Origin of the sequence: Curtobacterium sp. 'Ferrero' (assembly GCF_002412165.1) — a bacterium.
Lineage (GTDB): Bacteria > Actinomycetota > Actinomycetes > Actinomycetales > Microbacteriaceae > Curtobacterium.
Genome location: NZ_NXIA01000003.1, coordinates 242,070 through 263,168 on the forward strand (window position 1 = coordinate 242,070; position 21,099 = coordinate 263,168).

Below are 21,099 nucleotides of genomic sequence, written 5' to 3' on the forward strand. Positions count from 1 at the left end.
GAAGCAGCTTTGGACGATCGGCGCTCGCCTGCGCAGTTGAACGCGGCTCCGCCCGATGTCCGTGCATAGAGGCACTGGCGGTCTACCGCCGCCAGGAAGAGGGAAATATGTTCCCCACGCCCACGGATCTTGAGCGATCCGACTACGCGCAGATCCCGGTCGCGCTGCTGCGACGGCAACCGCTGCTAAGCGCCGACCCGGAGCGGCTGGCTGCCCTCTCCGACGCGTTGCAAGCGAGTGGGTACAGCACGCTCGAGGACGCATCCGCTGGTCGGGGATGGGGCGGTAATCAGCGGCCACTGATCATCCCGACCGACAGTGATCGGCGATCTCCGTGGGGCGGGCTGACCGCAGCGCAGCTCCGCATCATGCCGCTGCAGCGAGACGGGATCAGCATCCGACGCGCACACTGGGCTCGGCAGCTCGCAGTGGCTCTCGAACACGATGGGTACTCGACGCTGCGCCACGCTCCTCTCGGGTGGCGATTCGAACCAGACCCGGTGGGCTGAGTACGTTCACCGCGGATACGAGCGGGCCCGCAACTGACCCGAAGGGCGGGCGGTTCGGTGGCCGCACGGGCAACCGTTGAAAGCCGGGTCCGGTTCATCAGCCCAGCATCCTGCCAGGGTGTGCTAATTCTCGAGATGTGTGCATGAACACGCCGGGTTCTCCGACTCGATCAGCCTCTGATGACGTGCAAGCGCCTCAGCGGCGTGCTGGAGGGGCACCGGGTTGAGGAGTCGGGCGCTGAAGTGAGCCGAGAGTTCTTCCAGTAAGCCTTGCAGGGCAACGGTGAACGCTCGTTCGTCTGCGATGTCGTCCCAGCCGAATGGTCGCTGACGAGCACCAGTCTCTGACAACAGCCGCCGCGCGGTGTCGAAAGCGCCCGTGATCGCCATCCGGTCGTGGTCCAGAATGAAGCTTCTCTCTTTTCTGCGCGGCTTCGTCCCGCGTATCCGTGGGCTGGAGCGGGGCTTGCGTCGCTGGTCATGCGCCGAGTAGCCCGAGTTCGAAGAGCCCCAACAGTGTGAGTTGCAACGCTGCGCACAGGGCGAGAGTTTTCCCCGCCATGTCCACGCCCTTGCTCCTTGGCCCGCCGTAGAAGTGCGCAGTGACTCGAAGAAGAGCACCGAAGAGAGCAACAATGCCAGCTGCGACGCTCACCACTGCAAGCGGCGTTGCGGTCGCCCGCTCCAAAATATGGATCATGACGATGATGCCGATCGTGCCTGCGGCCGCGCCAACACCGAACCCGGTGAAGTTCCATTTTTGCTTTTTCACCTCGGGCCACCCGTCGTGAACCCATGACCGCAGGCGCGTCCCGGCGCTTCGTATGCTTTCCATCGGATTTCCCCCTGAGTCGAAGATGGACGTCTCGTACCGGCGTTCTGCTTGGTCAGGTTCCGGGGTGAGCAGCTGCGAACGCATCAGAAACCTCACGAGGCAGACGCCCGCGAGTTCCGACGTCGAACCCATTCGCGGACGCCCACGCACGGATGGCTGCAGGTGATGATGCAAGCTGCGCAGCGCCAGCAGCGCCAGGGCCGGGTGGAGCGACGGACGCGGCGGAATCGGGCGGCGGAGCGATCTGCTTCCGGTCGTGCACGGTCGCCGATCTGCTGACGGCGGGTTGCAGATGCTGCAGTAGCAGGGCGAAGGTGTCTGGGTGGACCTGGCGAGTGCCGAGTTGCTGCGCCTTCGCGGCTTTGGTGCCTGAGAACGCCCCGTCGGTGACGAGCACGGCGGTGAGTCGGGAGACGGAGCCGGCGACCCGGACGCCAAGTTCCTGGGCGCGTTGCTCAAGGCGGAACCGTTGCGCTTCGTCGCAGCCGGTGAAAACGACCCGGTCTCCGACGCGCAAGGGCTCGCCGTGCGGCCAGGCGGCTGGCAGCGGCAGGAGCTCGGCTCCCAACCGGGCATCACGGGCAGCGTCGGCCCGGTCAAGGACCTGCTTCACCTTCGCTTCCGCGACACCCAGCAGGGACGCCACGGTCTTCAGCTCGCGGCGCTCCTGGTGCGAGACGCGACCGTCGTCCAGGGCCCGGTGGGCGAGCGCGAGCAGGAATGCTTCATGCGCTGAATGCGTGTCCGCAGCTGACAAGTGGAACTCGGCCACGAGCTCCTGCAGCGCTTGAGCTTCTGTGCCCGTGATATCGCCGTCTTCCAGCGCGTCGAAGAGCAGCTCCACGTAGGCCGTTGTGCCGGCGGGAGCACCCTCATCGATCACCTCGAGCAGCGACATCGCCGTCAGCTGCTGCAGCAACGCTGGGGCGGGCGGTTTCGGTGGAGTGATCCGTAGCGGGCGGACCGGATTCGCGGCGCCGGCAGGCTCTCGCTGCGCCGTCGACGGTCGACCCGCTGGGCGCGACGGCCAAGCCGCGGAGCGAGCGGACGCCGTCACTTCCATCAGAACCGGGTCCGGTCCGCCGTTCACGCTCAGGTATGCACCGAGCAGTGCGGCGGCAGCTCGAGCGTCTCCGAGCGCGGAATGCGCGTCATCGAGACGCACTCCGACTGCGCAGCAGCAGTCGACAAGGCGTCGGCGGTCCATGTCCGGCAAGTAAGCGTAGCTGGCGTCCAGCGTGCAGTACGACGCTATCCGTGGGACACGCCAACCGGCGGCTGCCAACTCGTGGCGGAGGAACGCGAGGTCGAACGTTGCGTTGTGGGCCACGACGGCAAGACCGGACAGCGCGGCGACAATCGACGACGCGACGTCTGCGAACCGTGGCTCGGCGGCGACGTCAGCGTCCGTGATGCCGTGAATATGTGTAGCGCCGACTGGACCGTCCGGGTTGAACCGCGATACCCACTCGTCGACCACAACGCCCGACTCGTCGATCCGAACAATCGCAAGCTCGATGATTCGGTCGCGAAGCGGCGAAAGCCCCGTCGTCTCCACATCAATGACCGCGTACGCAGGAACGATCGGAGCGTGCGGACGCGGCGAACCGGCTCCCGCCGTAGAACCCTTCGCGTCCGTGCGCCGACGCGGGCCGAATAGCCAATTAAGCAGCCCCAAAACGTCCCCAGTCCAAACGTGACATGACGCCAGCCGTATCGACGAACGCTCATCTACGGTACGGGCTTCCCGTGCGTTCGCTGGTCGGCAGGAGTACCCCAGAAAGGGGGAGCCGCCGTGCTTATTCCCTCCCGGACGGCACCCTGAATCACCGAGGGTTCCGGCCACCCCTGCCTCGGGCCGGCAGAGCGGTTGATCGCTGGCGAAAGCCAGTGGTCTCGGCCAGTGGATGCTGCTCCGGATGCGGTGCCCCGTCGAACGGCTTATCCATGGAAACCGGCGTTACTCTCAGACGGTGATCCTCATCCTCGACGCGAACGTCCTGGTATCGAACCCGATGTTGCGCGGCGCGTTCTGGGATAACGCGGCGGAGGCCATCAACGGCGCGCGCCTGAAGATCATCGTGCCGCGGCTCGCCGTAGACGAAGCCGTCGCCGTCTACAAACGAACTCGCGCCGCGACCGCCGTCAGTATCCGCAAGGAACGGCGGCGCGCATCCGAAGCGGTGCGAACCCACCTCGACGCAGCCGCCGACGAAGCGCTCGCGGAAGGGGAACGCTACGAGCAGACACTGCATCAACGATTCGCCGCGGTTGGGGTCACCGTCGATCTTGCTGTGCCGATCGTCGAGCATCGAGAACTCGCGCGCCGCGCAATCAATCGGATTAGGCCGTTCTCCGAATCCGGAACTGGGTACCGGGACGCGTTGCACTGGTGGTTCGTCCTCGACACAGCCGAACAATGGTGGGAAGAGGACGATGTCATCTTCGTCTCGTCAGATCTGGCAGCGTTCGCATTGAAGTCGGACGGAAAGGCGGCCCTCCACCCGCAGCTGCTGGACGACATCCTGGACCGAAACATTGACCCCGTCGGATTGGACTGGGTGCCCGATCTCACAAAGGTGAGCATCCCCGGTGTGTTCCTCAGCGACGAGGACGCGGCCGGCTACGGCTACAGCGAACCAGATGACCTCGAGTACCGGCTCATGGACCACCTACTCGCCGGCGATCCGCCATCGCTTAGCCCCGCTGACGTCGGTCTGGACGATGTCGATGCCGTGCGGCTCGTAGACGCTGGTGACCCCAAACTGCTCTACCAACACACCCGCGTGTACTACGGCACGTTCAACCTGCACATCAATTTCGAAGTTCGCATGAACTTCGACGTCGTCACCCAAACCCTGGTCGACGATAGTCGAACGCCTGAACTCGTTGAAAGTAGCGAAACGACGGCGGTTGTCCTCACCGGCACTGCAGAGCTGTCGCACTACGGGACTGACCTCGAGTTCAGCATCGACGACATCAGCCCGTACCGATGAGCTACCCCGGACGTCGGAGCGTGACTCGACAGGACACGCGCCGCTGGCCCATCAGATCAGCGGTTTGATGCGTTGGTCGAACAACCAGCCAGCAGCGGACCTGAGATCCCAACTCCCGTCGCGACTGAGCTCCGCCATCGCCGCAACATCGTCATCGTCGAGGATGACGGTAAGGCCGCGGCCATCAACGAACGCATCCCGTGAACGGCTGGTCGCGCGTTCCCGATCAGCCACTTTTGTCGACATGCGGCGAGGACAGAGAGGCTCCGACCATTGGGGGGACCGGACGGCGATGGCGCAACAGACGCTCACGTCCTCCTCAGCATGCCGTGGGGAGGTGGACAGCGCGTCGAAGTCGGCGGGTTCGCGCTCTAAGTCGTTCGCTGCAACCTGACGCTGTTACACGTGCCTGAGCAGCCACGCGCCGAAGACAACACTGAGCCCGGGAACAGTTACGACGACGACGTACCGCAGCGTCGAGCTCCATCCGTCTCGTATCGCGTGGCGTCTAGTCCGCCACCGTTCATCGACGTTTCGTGACACCAGTGCGACCTTTCGTCTGGGTGCTGCCGCTGAACCTTGGCGTCCGCCGTCGCGACTGCTGCGACGGTTCCTTCGCGGCGCGTTGACGGCGCCGGTCCGCGTTACGCTTCGCGGTGTTCCGCGCGGCCGTGCTGTAGGGCCCAGCTAGGGAGTAGTGCACCTCTTTGGTCTTACGGATCTTCGACAGGCGAGCGTCAATCCATTCGATGCGTTCGACGAGCATGCCGGCGTCGCGGAGCTCGCTGATGCCAGCGGCGACGGTGCTGCGGCTGAAGCCATACCACGCCGCGAACTGGTCGAAGGTGGCACGAAACTCCTTCTTCCGATTCGTCTCCTTAGCGATGACAAGCAGCATCGCCAGCCCGGGTGTGGAAAGTCGAGCGAAATCCTCGCCAAGCCAGAAACGGTCCGGAATGGTGAAATACACCTCGTCCCAGTTCTCTTTCTCGCCGGACGGAGCTTCGTAGGCGCCGCTTCGGTCCTCGCGAAGCGGTTTGACCAGCAAGCGGCTCCGCTTCCCGCGCGTCTTCGTGACAAGCTGCTGCTTCTCCAGATACCGCCAAGTTCGTGACAACGTCGACTCAGACCAAGTCAATGACTGCGCATCACGATCGTCGACGCTAAGCCGGGAATGGAGCAAGTTCATCCAAGCTGTCGCTTCCAACGGTTCGTTCTCGTCCTTGAGCCACGGCCACACATAGAGCAGCATGAGGTACAGCAGCAACGCCCGCGGCTGCCGAGCCTGCACCAGCGTCGCGAGGGTGCTCGCGCGGTCGTCGCCGAATGCCTTCTGCACGAACGAAGCACGGATCTGCAGATACCCGCGGCGGACACGGGCAGCTGCTTCCACCCTGTCCTCCGCAGCGATCCGATCCTGCTGCTCCATGTCGATGTCGTTCATGGCAGGAACGTACTGCCGTTCCGGTCAGAACACCACGTCGCGGTGGCGGCAGCCCTCAACGATCATCTTGCGCTGCCGCAAACTGCACTTCAACACCACTCATCCGATTCGTCGCTGCGACCGCACTGCGACAGAGTGCGATACAGCTCAGGGCGTCTTGCAGGACCGAAGGGTGGAGTTGCACGCCTTCGGGTACCTCCTGTGAAGTGAAGTTTCCTGCCCCGTCACCGCGAGGATGCGACAGCGCGGACCTCATCCGGACTTGTGGCTGCGGGGACCGTCCTCGGCGATGCGACGACGACATATACGTGTACATCGCTCGGAGCCGGATCCGCGCCCACTGCGGACGGCCCACGCAACCTCCGAGCATCCAACGGAAGGGAAGCCGAAGGAGTTGTTCGCTGATCTTGCTTCCAGCAGCACCGCCGTGACAACGCCGTGCGACCGCTGTGCTGAGCGCGTGAGCGCCCAGCGAACGTCAGGGTCTCGTTTGTCAGTGCTCATCGGCACGATCGACACATGCGCACCTCTCTGCCGGACCCGTTGCAGCGCTCCTCCGACTGGTCGCGGAAGGACACCTCCGCTCTGATGCTCGTCGCGCAAGAGCGAGCAATCACGGGAGACCGGGCACTGACTGTGACCCCTCCATGGGCAAAGCCGACACTCATCGCCTCCGCGGTCATCTCCGGATCCGCTGCGCTCGGGAGCTTGGCGTTGCTGCCCGCTCCAATTGGAACGCGCCTCCTCGCTGCGCTGATGCTCTCAGCGGTGTCCGTGATGGGAGGGCTATACGCGCGGTGGGGCCGAGCCGCCGCCATGGTGGTCGAGCGTGTCAACCATTGGATGCGCGGCGGCCTCGCACTGGTCCTCTGTGCCTTCGCAATCTTGCTGAGCTTCTCCTCCGCCCGCCTCCTGCTGCTCGCGCAAGGCGCCCCGGACGCGACCGAACTGCTTGTGAACGGCGCCCTCGTAGGTCTGTTGAGCCTGCTGGCGGTGTCATTCATCGCGCTGACCTGCCCGCCCGCACTGTCGGTAGCCGTCGTTGCGCCGCGTCACGTAACCCTGCTGCGAACACTCATGCCGATACTGTCGGGCGTCGGGTGCGGCGCGCTGCTGGCCAACGGGATCAACCTCTGCACGATGGGTTCGAGTGCCGGCGATACAGTCGGAGTCGTCGTCGGCATCTGCGCAACGATCGCCGGCGTTGTCGGCGCCCACCGGAACGGGTACCGCAACAGCACGAAAACGCTCGCCGAGGCGATCGATGACGTCTACGTCGCGCTTACCTCCGAGGAGAGCAGCGCGACACGTGACCGCGCGTGCAGAGCGTTAGCGCGAGCTGTTCACGCGGGCGGCGCTCCGTCAGGCGGCCGGCGAAACCGGCTCGTGGACCGCCCCATCGGAGCAGTCCTGGCCGTCGTCATCTGGAAACTCGGCTCCGTCGCTCCGCATCTTTCAAAGCAGAGCCGTTCGGCTGTCCTGCAGCACATGGCCCTGCGTCGGGTCGATGTCCACTCCAGCCACTTCGCCGGGCACGCGCTCGAGTTCATCGCCGAACTCCGCTATCGGCTGGCGCAAAGCTGATCTGCACCAGCACCAGCACCAGCCGATACGGAGTTCGCCGCGGGAGAGCTCCGGGACGGCATTAAGAAGCTTGTGGACGCGAACGATGTCGTGCTGGTCGTCGACGTCACCGGTCAAGGATGGGGATCCGTTCAACGTGTCCAAGGTCACCGACTGGCTCCGCGCACACCTCTGGCAAGACGTGGCCGCTGTCCCCAGCGGCCACGTCGCACTCAAAATGGTGAGCCCTCACGGGGCGAAGCGCGATCCAGCCCATGCCGCCTCGCAAAGGCGTGACGCGGGAGGCAGCCCAGCATTGCACTGCTCTCCCTGGTTGGGCGGCTCTGGCCAGGAGCGGAGGACAGCCGCTATTGCCTAAAGCCCGAGGTGCCGCGCGACAGTGAAGAGGTGATGGATGATCTGCAGGCGCTTGTTCCGCTCCGGGCTGGTGTACTGACCCACCTTTGCCTGGTGAAGGTAGTCGTCGAGTGCGGGGGACTTCCGGAACCGGGAGGGAGTAGCTGCGAACTGCGCCACGAGCTGATTCAGTGCCTGCGCGAACTTCGGGCTCGGCGCACCGCCACTCGAGGTGATCGTCGAAACGAAATGCTGCACTCGAAGTTCAGCAGGCTCTTCATACGTCAGATGCACTGCGACGGCCCCGGTTGGGCCGCCGCCGTCCTTGAATACAGCGGGCAGCACGGTGAAGTCGCTGAAGCCGGCCCGACCTGTCCACGTAAGGTGGTTCGTCCCCTGCCCCTTGGTACCAACGTAGTCCGCGTTGCGTGCCTCGGTCTGGAAGTTATCCTCAACATCAATAGTTGCCGCACTTCCAACGGCAGTCGAGTAAGCAGTCCGGTTCACCGAGGTCATCAGGAACACCACCGCATTGGCATTACTCAGTGCCGCGGCAACGTCCGCTGGCGCAATCGCATTTGACGTGAGGACTACGCCGATGGCGCGACCGGAGTACTGCTTCACGAACGCTTGGAGTGCCGTCAACGGCGTGCTGTCCTCCTGTCGGAATGTGGGCCGCACTACTGATGACTTCGCGAGGTGCGCAGTCATCTCCGTCTGCCAAAGCGTCTGCGCTGACGGAGCCTGCAGCTTCCCGCGCGACGGGTTGACGATGACGTAAATCTCCTTGCCGGCCTTTTCAACCGCATCCAAGCAACGACGTAGGGCCGCCGACGGGCGAACAGCTTCGATCAGAGGGAAGATCTGCTGCGGAGAGCCGAAATCGTGAGCCGATTCCGTGATCGCTAGCAGTTCGGCGGTACGACCATAGAGGTAAGGAAAATACACTTCCTCACGTTCGCATGAAAGGGTTCACAGCTCCTACCCCAGAAAGAGGGCCACCGGCAGGCGCAGACGCTCGCGCAGACGACGCACCCCAACCTTCGAAGGTGACTGCGTATACATGAGAGCGCGAAGACTCTCCGGCAGCTCTGGCGCAGTGACCACATCGCGCAACGAATCGGCGCGGGTGCGGAGCTGCTGAAGCACCAGGTTGTGCGCCACCGGAATCGGCAAGGTCATGAACAGGTGCTCCATCTCCTCCCACATCAGCCCCTGATGGCTGTTCGGTTCATACGCATGCGTTTGCCGCAGCACAGCCTGCACCTCCGCGGTCCGAAGGAACCGGAACAGATGGGCGACGTTCAAACGCGCCAGGTTCGATTGCGCAGCACGAAACGTCGTCAGCTGACCACGACGCTGCTGCAACGCAATGATGCCAACGTGCTCCGGAGTCGCCGCCGCGGCGGCAGCAACGCGTGCCGGAGACGTGACGACATTCACGAACTCGGCTCTGCTGCAGTAATCCCTCAACTGGCCGGCGAGCCGGGTGAACTGGTCCAGGTCAGTCTTCACCTCGTAGATGGTGGTCGTACCGTTCAGCACCATCACGTCAGCGATGGACTCACCCGTCGGCTGCTCAACGAGCGCCGACGCCGTGCGAGGGCTGTGCCGGCCAAACACCACACGAGAGACGATGTCGTTCTTGAAGACGTACTCGCTTCGGTATCCGCGGGACAGCAGCCGATGCGCCGCATCGAAAGCGTCACCAACGGAGGCGCCAGGAACGGCGCGCATCAACTCGGCCAGAATCTGCAACCGCGGCGCCGCAGCGCCGACGTCCTCACGTGCCAATCCACGCACCGTCACCGGCGAGAACACCGACGCCAGCAGGGCGCCCTGTCTGCGATCCGGAGTGCCTTCCACGCCCGGGAGCCTATCCGTCACCGCAATCACCGTCCTCACCGCATCCGTGCGCGGCAAGCAGGCAGCAGGCACCCGGCAGATGGCCTGGGCGCGCAATCGCGCGTCTGAGGGGCTTACCTGCAGCGTTGAAATGAGGGCGGGCAGCGTCCGAACGTCTGGGCAGCGCCAAGTGCGGTACGGGGAGCCCACCCTTAGATGGACGTCCGTAATCAACAGGCGTCACCGAGCACCGCTCGCCTCGACGCCGTCGGAGGAGAGGAGCACCAATTGCAGGCCGACGGCGTTCGCCAGCGCTGCTGCAGCCGACTCGTCATAGCCAGTGAACCCGTTCCGAACGGGCCGGCCAGCCCTCGGCAACGGGCGGTACCGCCAGACGGCGGTCGCGGTGGCGGGGGTGGTGGTCGTTTCGATCACAGTGTCTCCTTCTGGGAACGAGCGACCCTCGACCTATGCGCGGCGGTGAACGGGAGCTGTGAGATGCTCTCCCCGTGCCCATCGGGATCCGCCTCGCCACCCGTGAAGACGTCCCCGGCGTGGAGGCGCTGGCGCAGCAGGCACTACCCGACCCGCAAGACGAACTCGACCTCCAGGGGTTCTTCGACCTCCCCGCAGAGGTATGAGCCCTGCACGTCCTTCTCATCGCGGCAGATGAGAACGACGAGGTTGTCGGTTACGCCTTCCTCGCGCCGTATCTGGACTCCAAGCTGCGCATCGTCGACACACAGACAGCGGTACTGCAACACATCTGCGTCGCTCCGCCCCACCGAAAGGACAAGCTCGCAACGGCACTCGAGCAAGAAGGCGTCGCCCTAGCCCGCGACGCCGGCTTCCAGCGGGTCGTCGCGACGACTACCCGCGACGGCGCGGGTCTTCTTCGAGCACTCGGCTGGGATGTACGCGAACGAGGCGCCCTCGCCTGGCCGTCGCCCATGTCAGGGAAGCCATTCATCCTCAGCGACGACGACCGACCGGTCGCTGCGAAGGAGCTGATCCGCGTCGAATCATGACCGACGGCGCTGATCTTCGCAGAGCGTCTCGACGACGGCACGTGACGGCGCTCATAAGGGGGACCTCTGCCAGAAGGGCGAGGCGCCGGTCACTGCTTCGACCGCAAGCCACTCTCCAGCAAGTCAGCAGTCCGCTCCGATACGCGCATTCCATCAAGCCGGTCGCTGCCAGCTGTAGCCGGCGGCGGAGCCGGTGCAGCATCGGGCGGGGGTGCCTGGACTGAAGCGCACAACAGGCAGCGATGCGGCGGCGGTCCATCTTTGGCGGGTACGCGTAGCTGGCGTCCGATGTGCGGTACGACGCAATTCGCGGAGCACTCCAACCGGCGGCCTTCAACTCATCACGGAGGAATGCCATATCGAAGTTCGCGTTGTGCGCCACGACCGCGACCTTCGTGAGCGCGGCGACGACCATCGGCGCCCCCTCCGCGAACTGTGGCTCACCGGCCACGTCGGCCTGCGAGATTTCATGGATATGCGTCGCTGCGGCTGGGCTCTCCGGCACTAGCCGCCGCGCCGCGCAAGGGCAGCGAGGTTAGGCTTTGCCGTTGCGCCGGAAGTCAGAGATGCTGCTGAGCAGCGCCGGGTCGACCATGCCGAAAGGTTCGTCTTCGCCCACGAGGACGATCAGCACGCCTTCTTCGATCTCCTTAACAATCCGGAACCGGTCGCCGACCTGCAGGTAGTTCCCCGCGCCGCAATCTGCGCCGGTAGAGACTGTGTACACGCGTCCCGCTGCCGCCGCCGTCGTCGTGAAACGTCGCCTGACCGACGCAACCGTTCGACTCGCGCCCTTCTTGACTGCGGGACCGGCAGCTGCGCCGGCCACTGAACCGATGAATACGCCGCCCGCCAGGATGTAGATGCCGAGCTTGACCGGGCCGTTCGTCTTCTTCGCCAGCTCCACCATCGTCTGGTACGCGCCTAGGTTGCTCTTCGCCACCGTTTGCCTCATTCCTCGTCTACTGTGCAACGGTATCCAAGCGGCCGCGATAGGGGCAACGAGCGTGAAGCCAGGTTCACGGTCTGGGTGCTCGTATCCAGTGTGTTCGTTCGTGATCGGATGGGATCTTTGTCTGCGCTGGCGTGCAGTGGGGCTGACAGGCGACCTGATGCTCGTCGATGGCATGCAACGGGCGGTCCGTGCCCGTCGCCTGACGTGCCAATTCGACCACCCAGAGAGGGGTTTGAGGCTGAGCCAATGTCACCTCTAGGCTGAGTCCGTGGGGTTCTCAGTTCGGATGGCACCCGGTGTGCGGGTGCGAGTGTCAAGCCGAGGCGTGCGGACGAGCATCGGCCCGCGAGCGGCACGAGTTCATGTCGGCGGCGGAGCGACAGGCTTCTCCTCAGGGGTCGGGCCGGTCACCTATTCGACGAGCCTCGGTGTCAGCCGGCGCAGCTCGTCCGGCTCGGTGACCCGGTCGGGTGCCGCGTCGAGCCGCGCGGAAGCCGCTGACCAGCTCGTCGAGGTGTACCGACGAATCGAGAGCTTGCACCATGAGCACTTCACTCCTGTTCAGCAGCCCGTTGCTCCGGAACCGCCACTCATCGACACCGCTGAGGTGGAGCAGCGCCATCGCAAGGCAAGCCTCAGAGGCATCAGCATCTTCGCCCGCGGTCGCCGACGCGACGCCCTCGCACAAGCAGCCGCGGCAGCACAGTCAGAGATTCATGCCCGGGAACTCGAGCTGGCCAAGCAGCGCGCCGCTGCCCAGGCACAACTCGACGCTGAATGGGCGCAGCTCCAGGCGAACGACCCAGACGCGGTCATCGCTACTCTCGCGGCTGCTTTCGAAGACAACGACGCCGCGGCCGCACCGCTCGGTGTCACCGGAGACGAAGCCACCCTCGTTGTCATCGTCCCCACACTCGCCGGCATGCCGCAGAAGAAACCCGAAGTCACCCCAACGGGTCGGCCGACCATCAAAGCCGTGCCGAAGAAGGAAGCAGCAGTGTGGCACGCGACCGCAGTCGCCGGCTGCATCCTCGTCACCGTCAAAGAAGCGTTCGCTGTCGCGCCCGGGCTGAACTCGGTCCGCATCGTCGCCGCGACGACACCGGAACGCGACGCATACGGCAACCGCCACCCCGACGTACTCGTCGCAGCACGGTTCGAACGGGACTGGCTGGACGGTGTGCAGTGGACGACGACTGAGTCCGCCCGCATCCTCAACGACGTGACCTCAGAACTGCAACTGAAACAGGTCGGAGTATCCAAGACACTCACGCCGCTCCCGCTCGACGAGCAGCCGGAACTGCAGGCGTTACTGAGTGCGATCGACTACGAGGAGCTCGGGGCGTGAGAACGAAACCTTCGAACGGCATCGGGATCGATCGATGACCTTCCAAGGCTGGCTGGACAACCTTGATGACCCCACGACTCTGGACATGGAGCATCAAGAGCTTGACGGGCTCGAGATCCGACCCGGCACGGACACGTTCCATTACTTTTACGACGTCGATGGCCACAGACTGATCAAGGACTTCCTCCTCGACGACCGCGAGCGAGTGGCTTTGTACTGCGGAGTTCGTCTCATTGCGCATGGCGACACATATTCGCCTCGCATCCGGCTCTGGAAGCGCGACAAGAGCAAACGTGCGATTCAGGACTGGGAAACGGGCAAGATCCGCGGAAGCCACGTCATCAAGGCGCTCGTCGACACTGATGGCGGGCATGAGAACTTCATGCGCCTGATGGCCTATCTCGTCAACCTCGCAACGATCGAGGTCGACGGCTCAGCCTTCCGCGTCATCGACGCAGGAGACGCGGAACTCGCCGCGGCCCTGAAGGGACGTTCGCGCGCTGACATCCTTCCCATCATTCAGTCCGCGCTCGAGACCCCGCTCACTGAGAAAGAGATGGCCGCCCTTGCTGGCCGCAAGCAACACCTGGCGGAGTTCGAGCGCCTACTGCACGATCCGGACTACATGCAGCAGCGGGTGGCAAGCGGGGGCGGAGGCGTAGAAACGGTATGGCAGCGCTTCTTCGAAGATGCGTCTTGGATCTTCGGGTACGGGCTCGACCTCGTCTCTCACGCTGCACTCGACGAGGGAAAGCTCGAACGTATTACTGTCGGCAACAACGTCTGGACAGGCGCGGGCAAGCGAAGCGACGCGATAATGCGAACGCGCGCCCGCATCAGCACGCTCCTGTTCTGTGAAATCAAACGCCACGACACCGAGCTCCTGAAGGCCGCAGCGTACCGTCCGCCGGACGTTTATGCTCCGTCTGACGAGCTCGTCGGCGGGACGGCGCAGCTACAGAAAACCGTGCGCAAGGCGTTCCGGTACATGATCAAGCAGATTGAGGGCAAGACGGCCCCGGACGGCTCACCAACCGGCCTGGACTTCTCTACGACCCGGCCACGGCAAGTCTTGGTCATTGGCAGCCTCGCCGAGTTCAGAACCGACGCCGGCGTCAACGGCGAGCAGATGGAGTCGTTCGAGCTCTACCGAAAATCGCACAACGAGGTTGAGGTCATCACGTTCGACGAGCTCTACGAGCGCGCCAGGTTCATCATCGAGGGTTAGGAACCAAGCAGGTCTGACGGCCACCGCATACTCTCGCAGGAACGACTCGAGCGGACGCAGCCCCGGCTCCTTCGGCGATAAGGCTGGCCCCGCTCGGAACGCGAAGGTCTGGAAGCCAGGAAAGCCCAGGTCAGGTGGGGATGGCGTCACCCGGAGGAAAATCCGGCACAGCTCGGAGGAAACGACCGCAACGCCCATCCTTCCGAAACCGCGTCGCTGCGCGGAAGTAGGGAGATCCGTGAATCGCCCGCCAGTGAAGACCCCCTTCGGATCGGTGAACTAGCCGGATCCGGAGGGGGTCTTCTTTTTGCCGCCTCGGCGCGACACCCCGACACATGCACGGTGGCTGGCCGAGCGCGGGTGATTGGTTTGCGCCGTACTACGACAGGTCGAGGTAGCGCAGCACGTACCCGTCAGGCACGGTGCCGCTGTCGCCGAAGTAGTGGAAGAAGATCTCGGTCGCTTCGTCGGCGTCGAACACCTCGGCCGGGTGCACGGGGTGGTCGGTGCCGACGACGTTGACCGTCTCGGTGAGCGGTTCATCGGTGTCGTGCGCTCGCCCGACGACGTAGTGACGCAGCTCGCCGTCCTCGACGCGTTGGATCTCGACGCTCATCCGCTCGGCGCTGCCGCCGGCTTGGATGTAGCGGCTGTTCCAGTCGAAGTCTGAGTAGCCAGGTGCGTCGGGCCAACCAGCCGAGTCGGGCACGAACCAGAGCTGATAGGCCCAGTCCTCGTCGTTGTCGAGCTGACCGAGGTTGAAGCGGATCTGGTCCCGGTACGGCCGGAAGCTGTCCGTGAGCCGCATGCTGGACTCGGAGTTGGTGGTCATGACGAACATCGGGCTCAGGGTACTTTCTCCTCGATGGCCCCGGGGATCTTGATGTGCTTGCCGTTGAGGCTCGCGGTGGCTGGGTTGCTGGGACTGACAGCGGCGTCGAAGGCGAGCTGCGCGGAGTTCCGGCTGGCGGTGCCGCTCTTGATCTCGATGCCGACGTAGGTGCCGCCGGGCTTCTTCGCCAAGCCGTCGTGGACGCGGGCGTTCGGTACACCGTCGAGGGGTGCTACTTTCGTGGTCTCGGCCTCCGCGCCGAGCCTCTTGCCGACATGCTTGGGCCCAGCGCCTTCCTTCTGGGCGACATCGACGCGGCCAGGGTCGTTGTTCTCTGACCGGTAGGTGCCGTCCTTGCTGCTGCCGGGGTGATCGTCGTCGGGCTCATTCGCGCGCCGGTCCTCGTCGGCCTCGGAGGCATGGTCGGTGCGGTACGGCATTGCCCGGTCGTCGGTCAGCGTGTGCACGCCGAGTTGGGTCACGCCCGGATCGGCCATGCCGGCGCCTGCGGCGCCGGCGCCGGCGCTGGCGATGTTCGATCGTCAGCGGGTGCGGCGTGCATTCTGACGGTTGACCATCTGCCCGACGAACAGGCCGACGACGACGCCGAACAGTCCGTAGCAGAGCGGGCCCACCTCGTCGCCTCGGAGGCCACCACGTGACACGACGGCGAAGGCGATGAACCACAAAGCGATCGGGACACACGCGAGCACGGTTCCCCAGAACCGGTTCGCGAAGGCCGACGCAACGCCGAAAGCTCCTCCGACGAGCAGGCCGATCAGGAGTGTCATGATCTGTTCCTAGCACTTGGGCCACGTGGGCCACCAGGTCGCGAACACGGGTGGCGCACCCAGGATGTGGACGCTGAGGCACTTCCCGTTCGCGAGCTGTGGGGTGCCGTACGCGGCGAACACAGCGCACCCGATGGTCAGGGCTTTGAGCGCGGGAACGGGCGACTTCGAGAAGAACGCAGCGCAGGCAGCCACGGTGCTGGTGACCGTGATGCTCTCGGAGCGGGTGAACTTCACGGTCCAGTATCCGGGGAATGACGTGATCTTCGGATCGGCGACGACCGGGAACACCGTGTTCGGCGTGTAGTTGAGGTGCTGGGTCAGTGTGGTTCCTGACACGGTGTAGTGCGTGGGGACTCGCTGCCCGGTTGCGTCGACGGCCCATGGAGCTTCGATCCCCGCGAGGAGGTTGCCGTCGGCGTCACCGACGCTCACGCGTCCGTCGGGAAGGGCGTCGAGCTCGGATCCCTCCGCGAGCTTCCACGAGGCTGTGCTCGCTGTTCGCGAGGAGAACACAGCTGCGAAGCGAATCGAATCGTCGGCGAGCGTGTCGGCGGTGTATGAAGCACCCGGTCGGTTGTCGGGGTTCACGACGACCGGCACCGCAGGCGCGTCCGCGGAAGCGGGGATCGTCTCGACCGTGCCAGGATCCAGCACCCGAACCGCATCGGTCACGTCATCGTCCTGCAGGCCGAGCGCGTGTTCCGCGCGTTGGACGATCGCCGGGGCATCGCTTGGGGAAGCGGACGCGGGAACCGCGCCGAGAAGCGATGCGCTGAGCGATGCGCAGACGACGGTGATCAATGCCAGACCGGTTCGGCGGTGGGTGAAGGGGTTCATCGTGATCCTTTCGGCGGCCTCGTCGCCGCAATCGCATCCTGGCATTGAAACTTCACGGCTGAAAGACGATATCTCGCTCACGTGGTCACGGTTTCGCAACGACCGAAGCGCCGGAACGCAGCACCTCGCGATGTGCAGCGCCGAGCAAGACCCGATCCGCTGGCAAGCGGTCCACGTCACAACCCCGGCTGCGACCCCACCCGCACCGACGGAGCAGGCTGTCCCCATGACCCCCGCCCCCACCGTCCGCCTCCTCGGCACCCCCTGGGGCGACACCTCCCGCCGCGGACGCCCATACGCCAAGGACCCCTCGGTCATCCGCTTCGGCGACCGCTACCTGCTCTACTTCTCGCTGCCCTCCGCGAGCGACGACGAACCCGAGGGCTGGTCCGTCGGCATCGCGGAGAGCGACGACCTGGTCTCGTGGCACACCGTGGCGGAGCTCCCGTCGTTCGGCGAGTACGACCGCAGCGGAGCGGCAGCCCCCGGCGCGGTGGTGATCGACGGCCGGGTGCACCTCTTCTTCCAGACCTACGGCCGCGGCCGCGAGGACTCGATCTGCCACGCGGTCAGCGACGATGGCGTGACGTTCACCCCGAACCCGCAGAACCCGGTGTTCCGACCGACCGGGGACTGGACGTGCGGCCGGGCGATCGACGCGGACCTCGTGGTGGCGGGGGAGTGGCTGCTACTGGCGTGGGTGACGCGCGACCCGACGATGACGACGCAGCTGCTCGGGACCTCGCGGGCGCGTCTGGGCAGTGCATACGGCCCGGGGGACTGGGAGCAGCTGTCGGTCGATGGCCCGGCACTGGCGCCGGAGCTGCCGTGGGAGCAGGACTGCATCGAGGCGCCGGCGCTGCGCTGGGACGGCGAGCGGTTCACCATGTTCTACGCGGGCGCCTACAACAACGCGCCGCAGCAGATCGGCTGGGCCACGAGTCCGGACGGCCGCACGTGGACGCGCGGGTCGGACGAGCCGCTCGTGCCCGCCGGGTCCGAGGGCTCCTGGAACCACTCCGAGTCGGGCCACCCGGGGTACCTCCGCGACGACGACGGCCGCGAGTACCTCTTCTTCCAGGGCAACCCCGACGACGGACACACGTGGCTGATCGCGGGGACGGAGCTCACGCTCGTCGGCGGGGTGCCGACGGTGTCGTCGACCGCAGCCGACTGAGCGGTCCGGCCACGCGGTCGCGGACGCCGCCAGGTCCGGACGGGAGGCGCGTGGCGGGCCCGCCCCGCGCCTCCCGTCCGCCCTTCGGTGGGATCGGCGATCGATCGGAGCGCGGCAGCCGGGTTGTGCAGTGTGCACGAGTTCACATGCCTGTCACGACACTCTGCCCGTTCTGGAGATCCGTACCGCTCACTACCGTTGCCGCAACCCGGTCGCCCCGACCGGCTCCCCGTCCCCCAGGAGCATCCCGATGGCCAGTGCAGCGTCAGCACCACCAGCCCCGTCCGTCGTCGTCGACGACTACTCCCTGTCCCGTGTCCCCCGCTCCGCCCGCTACGGCTGGTTCCAGGTCGCCGTGCAGCGCTTCGGGCAGATCTCCGCGCTCTCCCAGTTCCTGCTCGGCGCCACCCTCGGCTTCGGGATGGGCTTCTGGGAAGCTTTCTGGGCGATCACGCTCGGCGCGGTGATCCTCGAGATCGTGTCCGCCTTCGTCGGGGTCATCGGCATGCGGGAGGGCCTCAACACCTCCGTGATCGCCCGGTGGACCGGCTTCGGCAAGGCCGGTTCCGCGCTCGTCGGCCTCGCGATCGGCCTCAGCCTCATCGGCTGGTTCGGCATCCAGTCCGGGGTGTCCGCCGCCGGCCTCGTCGCGATCCTGCCCGTCCTGCCCGCGTGGGCGTGGTCGCTCGTGTTCGGCCTGGTCGTGACGGCGATCGTGCTGCGCGGCTTCCACTCGATGCAGTGGCTCGCGAACGTCACGGTGCCGCTGTTCCTCGTGCTCGTCGGTTGGGCCGTGGTGGTCGAGCTGAGCAAGCACTCCATCGCCGAACTCGCCGCGAAGGCCCCGGCCGGTCCGGAGCTCAGCTTCGTCGCGGGCACCACCCTCGTCGCCGGTGGGTTCATCGTCGGCGCGGTGATCACCCCCGACATGACCCGCTTCAACCGGTCGGTCGGCGACGTCGTCAAGCAGACCGCACTCGGGGTGACGCTCGGCGAGTACGTGATCGGCCTCGCCGGGGTCCTGCTCGCCCACGCGGTCGGCTCGTCGGACATCACCCGGGTGATCACGTCGAGCGTCGGCTGGGTCGGCATCCTCGTGATCCTGCTCGGCACGTTCAAGATCAACGACTGGAACATCTACAGCTCGAGCCTCGGCGTCACGAACTTCATCGACGTCGTGTTCGGCCGCAAGGTGAACCGCGGGGTGGTCACGCTCGTGCTCGGCGTCGTCGGGTCGGTGCTCGCCGCCGTCGGGTTCCTCGACGCGTTCACGCCGTTCCTCATCGTCCTCGGTGTCGTCTTCCCGCCGATCGCGGGCATCATGGTCGCCGAGTACTTCGTCGTGAAGCGGTGGCGCCGCGAGCTGAGCGAGAGCGAGTCGCTCCCGGCCACGAGCCCGACCTGGGTCCCCGCGACCCTCGTCATCTGGGCGATCGCCGCGGTCGTCGGGTACTTCGTCACCGTCGGCATCCCGTCGATCAACTCGGTCGTCATCGCCTTCGTGCTCTACGTCGTCGCAGGCAAGGCCGGATGGGTCCGCGGACTCGGCGTCAGCAGGACCGAGCAGCCCGCGGCCGACGAGCACGCACCCGCGCCGGCCCCCGCCCCCGCCCCGTAGCGCCCAGACCGGCGGTCGGGTCCCCCCACCCGGCCGCCACCCACGGCCGGTCGTCCCGCCCCCACCTGATCCGGCGGCGGGACGGCCGGTCCCCGACACCACCCCGCACCCGCACCACCCCGTACCCGCACCACCCCGTACCCGCACCACCCGGAAGGAACCCCATGCGCATCGGCATCGACGTCGGCGGCACCAACACCGACGCCGTCCTCATGGACGGCAGCACGGTCGCCGCCGCCGTGAAACGGTCCACGAGCGAGGACGTCACCTCCGGCATCGTCGCGGCGCTCGCCGGCCTCCGCGAGCAGCGCGACTTCGGCTCGGCCGACGTCGACGGGGTCATGATCGGGACCACGCACTTCATCAACGCGCTCATCGAGGCGCGCGGCCTCGCGCCGACCGCGGCGGTCCGGCTCGGCCTGCCCGCCACGGCCTCGCTGCCGCCGTTCACGGACTGGCCCGGCCACCTCGTCGACGCCGTGCAGGCCCGCGCGTTCCTCGCCCACGGCGGCCACGAGTTCGACGGCCGCGTGATCTCGGAGCTGGACCCGGACGAGCTGAAGCGCCACGCCGAGGCCATCGCGGCGGCGGGCATCCGCTCCGTGGCGATCTCGTCCGTGTTCTCGCCGATCAACGACGAGTTCGAGCAGCGCGCCCAGGAGATCCTCGCCGCCGAGCTCGGTCCCGACGTCGCGTTCTCGCTGTCGAGCGAGATCGGCCGCATCGGACTGCTCGAGCGGGAGAACGCGACGATCATCAACGCCGCGCTCCGGGAGCTCGCGGACGGCATCGTCGACGGCCTGTCCGCGTCGGTGTCGTCGAGCGGCATCGCGGCGCCGCTCTTCCTCAGCCAGAACGACGGCACCCTGATGGACGTCGAGTACGCCCGCCGCTACCCGGTCGCCACCTTCGCCTCCGGCCCCACGAACTCGATGCGCGGCGCGGCCGTGCTGTCCGGGTTCGACACCTGTGCGGTCGTCGACGTCGGCGGCACCACGAGCGACGTCGGCGTCCTGACCGGCGGCTTCCCGCGCGAGGCGACGGGCGAGGTGACCGTCGCCGGCATCCGCACGAACTTCCGCATGCCCGACGTGCTGTCGATCGGCATCGGCGGCGGCTCGCGCATCCGTGAGGACGGCGCGCTCGTCGGACCGGACTCCGTCGGCTACCGCCTCACGCAGGAGGGGCTGGTCTTCGGCGGCGACACCCTCACCGCCACCGACGTCGCCGTGCGCGGCGGGCGAGGGGCGATCGGCGACGCCGCCCGGGTCCGGGGCGTGCCCGCCGAGGTCGCTGAGCGTGCCCTCGCGGTGATCGCGGAGCGCGTCGCGGACGTCGTCGAGCGGATGCGGACGTCGTCGGCACCGCTGCCCGTCGTCGCGGTCGGCGGCGGGTCGGTGCTGCTGCCCGACGAGCTCCCGGGCCTCGGCACGGTGCACCGCCCCGAGCACTACTCTGTCGCGAACGCCATCGGCGCCGCGATCGCGCAGGTCTCCGGCGAGGTCGACAAGGTCTACGCCATCAGCGACGGCAAGCGGGCGAGCGTCGTCGACGAGGCCCGCCAGGAGGCCGTCGACCGGGCCGTGGCAGCCGGTGCGGACCCGTCGAGCGTCGCGATCGTCGACTTCGACGAGGTCCCGATCCCGTACCTGCCCGGCAACGCCACCCGCATCCGCGCGAAGGCCGTGGGCGACCTCGCGCTCGGGGCGCTGGTCCGGTGAGCACGATCGAGG

General features: G+C 66.2%; 22 protein-coding genes. 9 read left to right on the forward strand and 13 right to left on the reverse strand.

The window, feature by feature from the left end; all coding sequences use genetic code 11:
• Positions 1-987 precede the first annotated feature (987 nt).
• Both Csp2054_RS05180 and Csp2054_RS18670 read right to left on the reverse strand, forming a co-directional pair.
• Entirely contained in the window at positions 988-1,428 is a 441-nt protein-coding gene (locus Csp2054_RS05180) for a hypothetical protein (protein ID WP_141399138.1), read from the reverse strand.
• Complete coding sequence (locus Csp2054_RS18670; RefSeq protein WP_317951516.1) at positions 1,397-2,902, reverse strand: histone-like nucleoid-structuring protein Lsr2; 1,506 nt, start codon at positions 2,900-2,902, stop codon at positions 1,397-1,399. The genes Csp2054_RS05180 and Csp2054_RS18670 overlap by 32 nt, the downstream gene beginning before the upstream one ends.
• A gap of 415 nt (positions 2,903-3,317) precedes the next feature.
• On the opposite strand from Csp2054_RS18670, the gene Csp2054_RS05190 reads away from it, so the two are divergent.
• Positions 3,318-4,340, forward strand: a complete 1,023-nt coding sequence (locus Csp2054_RS05190) for a PIN domain-containing protein (protein WP_176491566.1) — start codon at positions 3,318-3,320, stop codon at positions 4,338-4,340.
• 51 nt (positions 4,341-4,391) lie between these two features.
• Here the strand turns inward: Csp2054_RS05190 and Csp2054_RS05195 are convergent, their stop codons facing one another.
• Positions 4,392-4,586, reverse strand: coding sequence for a hypothetical protein (locus tag Csp2054_RS05195; protein WP_141399139.1), 195 nt, complete (start codon positions 4,584-4,586; stop codon positions 4,392-4,394).
• 277 nt (positions 4,587-4,863) lie between these two features.
• A complete protein-coding gene (locus tag Csp2054_RS05200; RefSeq protein ID WP_096898232.1) occupies positions 4,864-5,784 on the reverse strand; it encodes a transcriptional regulator in 921 nt (306 codons plus the stop codon).
• Between the two features lie 519 nt (positions 5,785-6,303).
• Between Csp2054_RS05200 and Csp2054_RS05205 the strand changes: the two genes are divergently transcribed.
• Positions 6,304-7,368: a hypothetical protein gene (locus tag Csp2054_RS05205; RefSeq protein ID WP_096898233.1), complete on the forward strand. Its 1,065-nt coding sequence runs from the start codon at positions 6,304-6,306 to the stop codon at positions 7,366-7,368.
• Positions 7,369-7,722: 354 nt separating this feature from the next.
• Here the strand turns inward: Csp2054_RS05205 and Csp2054_RS05210 are convergent, their stop codons facing one another.
• From Csp2054_RS05210 to Csp2054_RS05220, 3 genes are all read right to left on the reverse strand, one after another.
• Positions 7,723-8,652 (reverse strand): sce7725 family protein, encoded by a 930-nt coding sequence (locus tag Csp2054_RS05210; protein ID WP_096898234.1) that lies wholly within the window; start codon positions 8,650-8,652, stop codon positions 7,723-7,725.
• A gap of 33 nt (positions 8,653-8,685) precedes the next feature.
• A complete protein-coding gene (locus Csp2054_RS05215) occupies positions 8,686-9,570 on the reverse strand; it encodes a sce7726 family protein (RefSeq protein WP_141399140.1) in 885 nt (294 codons plus the stop codon).
• A gap of 219 nt (positions 9,571-9,789) precedes the next feature.
• On the reverse strand, positions 9,790-9,984 hold the full coding sequence (locus tag Csp2054_RS05220) for a hypothetical protein (protein ID WP_096898236.1): 195 nt from the start codon (positions 9,982-9,984) through the stop codon (positions 9,790-9,792).
• Between the two features lie 74 nt (positions 9,985-10,058).
• Here Csp2054_RS05220 and Csp2054_RS18495 point away from each other — a divergent pair, with 74 nt between their 5' ends.
• Positions 10,059-10,190 (forward strand): hypothetical protein, encoded by a 132-nt coding sequence (locus Csp2054_RS18495; RefSeq protein WP_255252617.1) that lies wholly within the window; start codon positions 10,059-10,061, stop codon positions 10,188-10,190.
• Between the two features lie 18 nt (positions 10,191-10,208).
• Positions 10,209-10,577, forward strand: a complete 369-nt coding sequence (locus tag Csp2054_RS18695; RefSeq protein WP_411897136.1) for a GNAT family N-acetyltransferase — start codon at positions 10,209-10,211, stop codon at positions 10,575-10,577.
• Here Csp2054_RS18695 and Csp2054_RS18700 read toward each other — a convergent pair.
• Positions 10,522-11,082, reverse strand: coding sequence for an exonuclease domain-containing protein (locus Csp2054_RS18700; protein WP_141399141.1), 561 nt, complete (start codon positions 11,080-11,082; stop codon positions 10,522-10,524). The two genes, Csp2054_RS18695 and Csp2054_RS18700, sit on opposite strands and share 56 nt — an antisense overlap.
• Before the next feature lie 30 nt (positions 11,083-11,112).
• Entirely contained in the window at positions 11,113-11,520 is a 408-nt protein-coding gene (locus Csp2054_RS05230) for a hypothetical protein (RefSeq protein WP_141399142.1), read from the reverse strand.
• A 337-nt stretch (positions 11,521-11,857) separates the two neighbouring features.
• On the opposite strand from Csp2054_RS05230, the gene Csp2054_RS17660 reads away from it, so the two are divergent.
• Positions 11,858-12,880, forward strand: a complete 1,023-nt coding sequence (locus Csp2054_RS17660; RefSeq protein ID WP_141399143.1) for a hypothetical protein — start codon at positions 11,858-11,860, stop codon at positions 12,878-12,880.
• Positions 12,881-12,914: 34 nt separating this feature from the next.
• Positions 12,915-14,108: a Shedu immune nuclease family protein gene (locus Csp2054_RS05240; RefSeq protein ID WP_096898239.1), complete on the forward strand. Its 1,194-nt coding sequence runs from the start codon at positions 12,915-12,917 to the stop codon at positions 14,106-14,108.
• Between the two features lie 379 nt (positions 14,109-14,487).
• Here Csp2054_RS05240 and Csp2054_RS05245 read toward each other — a convergent pair whose 3' ends face one another.
• The 4 genes from Csp2054_RS05245 to Csp2054_RS05260 are packed head-to-tail and all read right to left on the reverse strand — an operon-like array spanning position 14,488 to position 16,652.
• Positions 14,488-14,949, reverse strand: a complete 462-nt coding sequence (locus Csp2054_RS05245; RefSeq protein WP_096898240.1) for a hypothetical protein — start codon at positions 14,947-14,949, stop codon at positions 14,488-14,490.
• 5 nt (positions 14,950-14,954) lie between these two features.
• Positions 14,955-15,437 carry a hypothetical protein gene (locus Csp2054_RS05250; protein WP_141399144.1) on the reverse strand — a complete coding sequence of 161 codons (483 nt, stop codon included), beginning with the start codon at positions 15,435-15,437 and terminating at the stop codon, positions 14,955-14,957.
• A gap of 45 nt (positions 15,438-15,482) precedes the next feature.
• Positions 15,483-15,731 carry a hypothetical protein gene (locus Csp2054_RS05255; RefSeq protein WP_096898242.1) on the reverse strand — a complete coding sequence of 83 codons (249 nt, stop codon included), beginning with the start codon at positions 15,729-15,731 and terminating at the stop codon, positions 15,483-15,485.
• 9 nt (positions 15,732-15,740) lie between these two features.
• A complete protein-coding gene (locus Csp2054_RS05260) occupies positions 15,741-16,652 on the reverse strand; it encodes a hypothetical protein (RefSeq protein ID WP_141399145.1) in 912 nt (303 codons plus the stop codon).
• 145 nt (positions 16,653-16,797) lie between these two features.
• On the opposite strand from Csp2054_RS05260, the gene Csp2054_RS05265 reads away from it, so the two are divergent.
• The 3 genes from Csp2054_RS05265 (at position 16,798) to Csp2054_RS05275 (ending at position 21,087) form a co-directional block, all read left to right on the forward strand.
• A complete protein-coding gene (locus tag Csp2054_RS05265; protein ID WP_096898244.1) occupies positions 16,798-17,748 on the forward strand; it encodes a family 43 glycosylhydrolase in 951 nt (316 codons plus the stop codon).
• 250 nt (positions 17,749-17,998) lie between these two features.
• Entirely contained in the window at positions 17,999-19,366 is a 1,368-nt protein-coding gene (locus Csp2054_RS05270; RefSeq protein ID WP_096898245.1) for a purine-cytosine permease family protein, read from the forward strand.
• Positions 19,367-19,530: 164 nt separating this feature from the next.
• On the forward strand, positions 19,531-21,087 hold the full coding sequence (locus tag Csp2054_RS05275; RefSeq protein ID WP_096898246.1) for a hydantoinase/oxoprolinase N-terminal domain-containing protein: 1,557 nt from the start codon (positions 19,531-19,533) through the stop codon (positions 21,085-21,087).
• Positions 21,088-21,099: the final 12 nt, after the last annotated feature.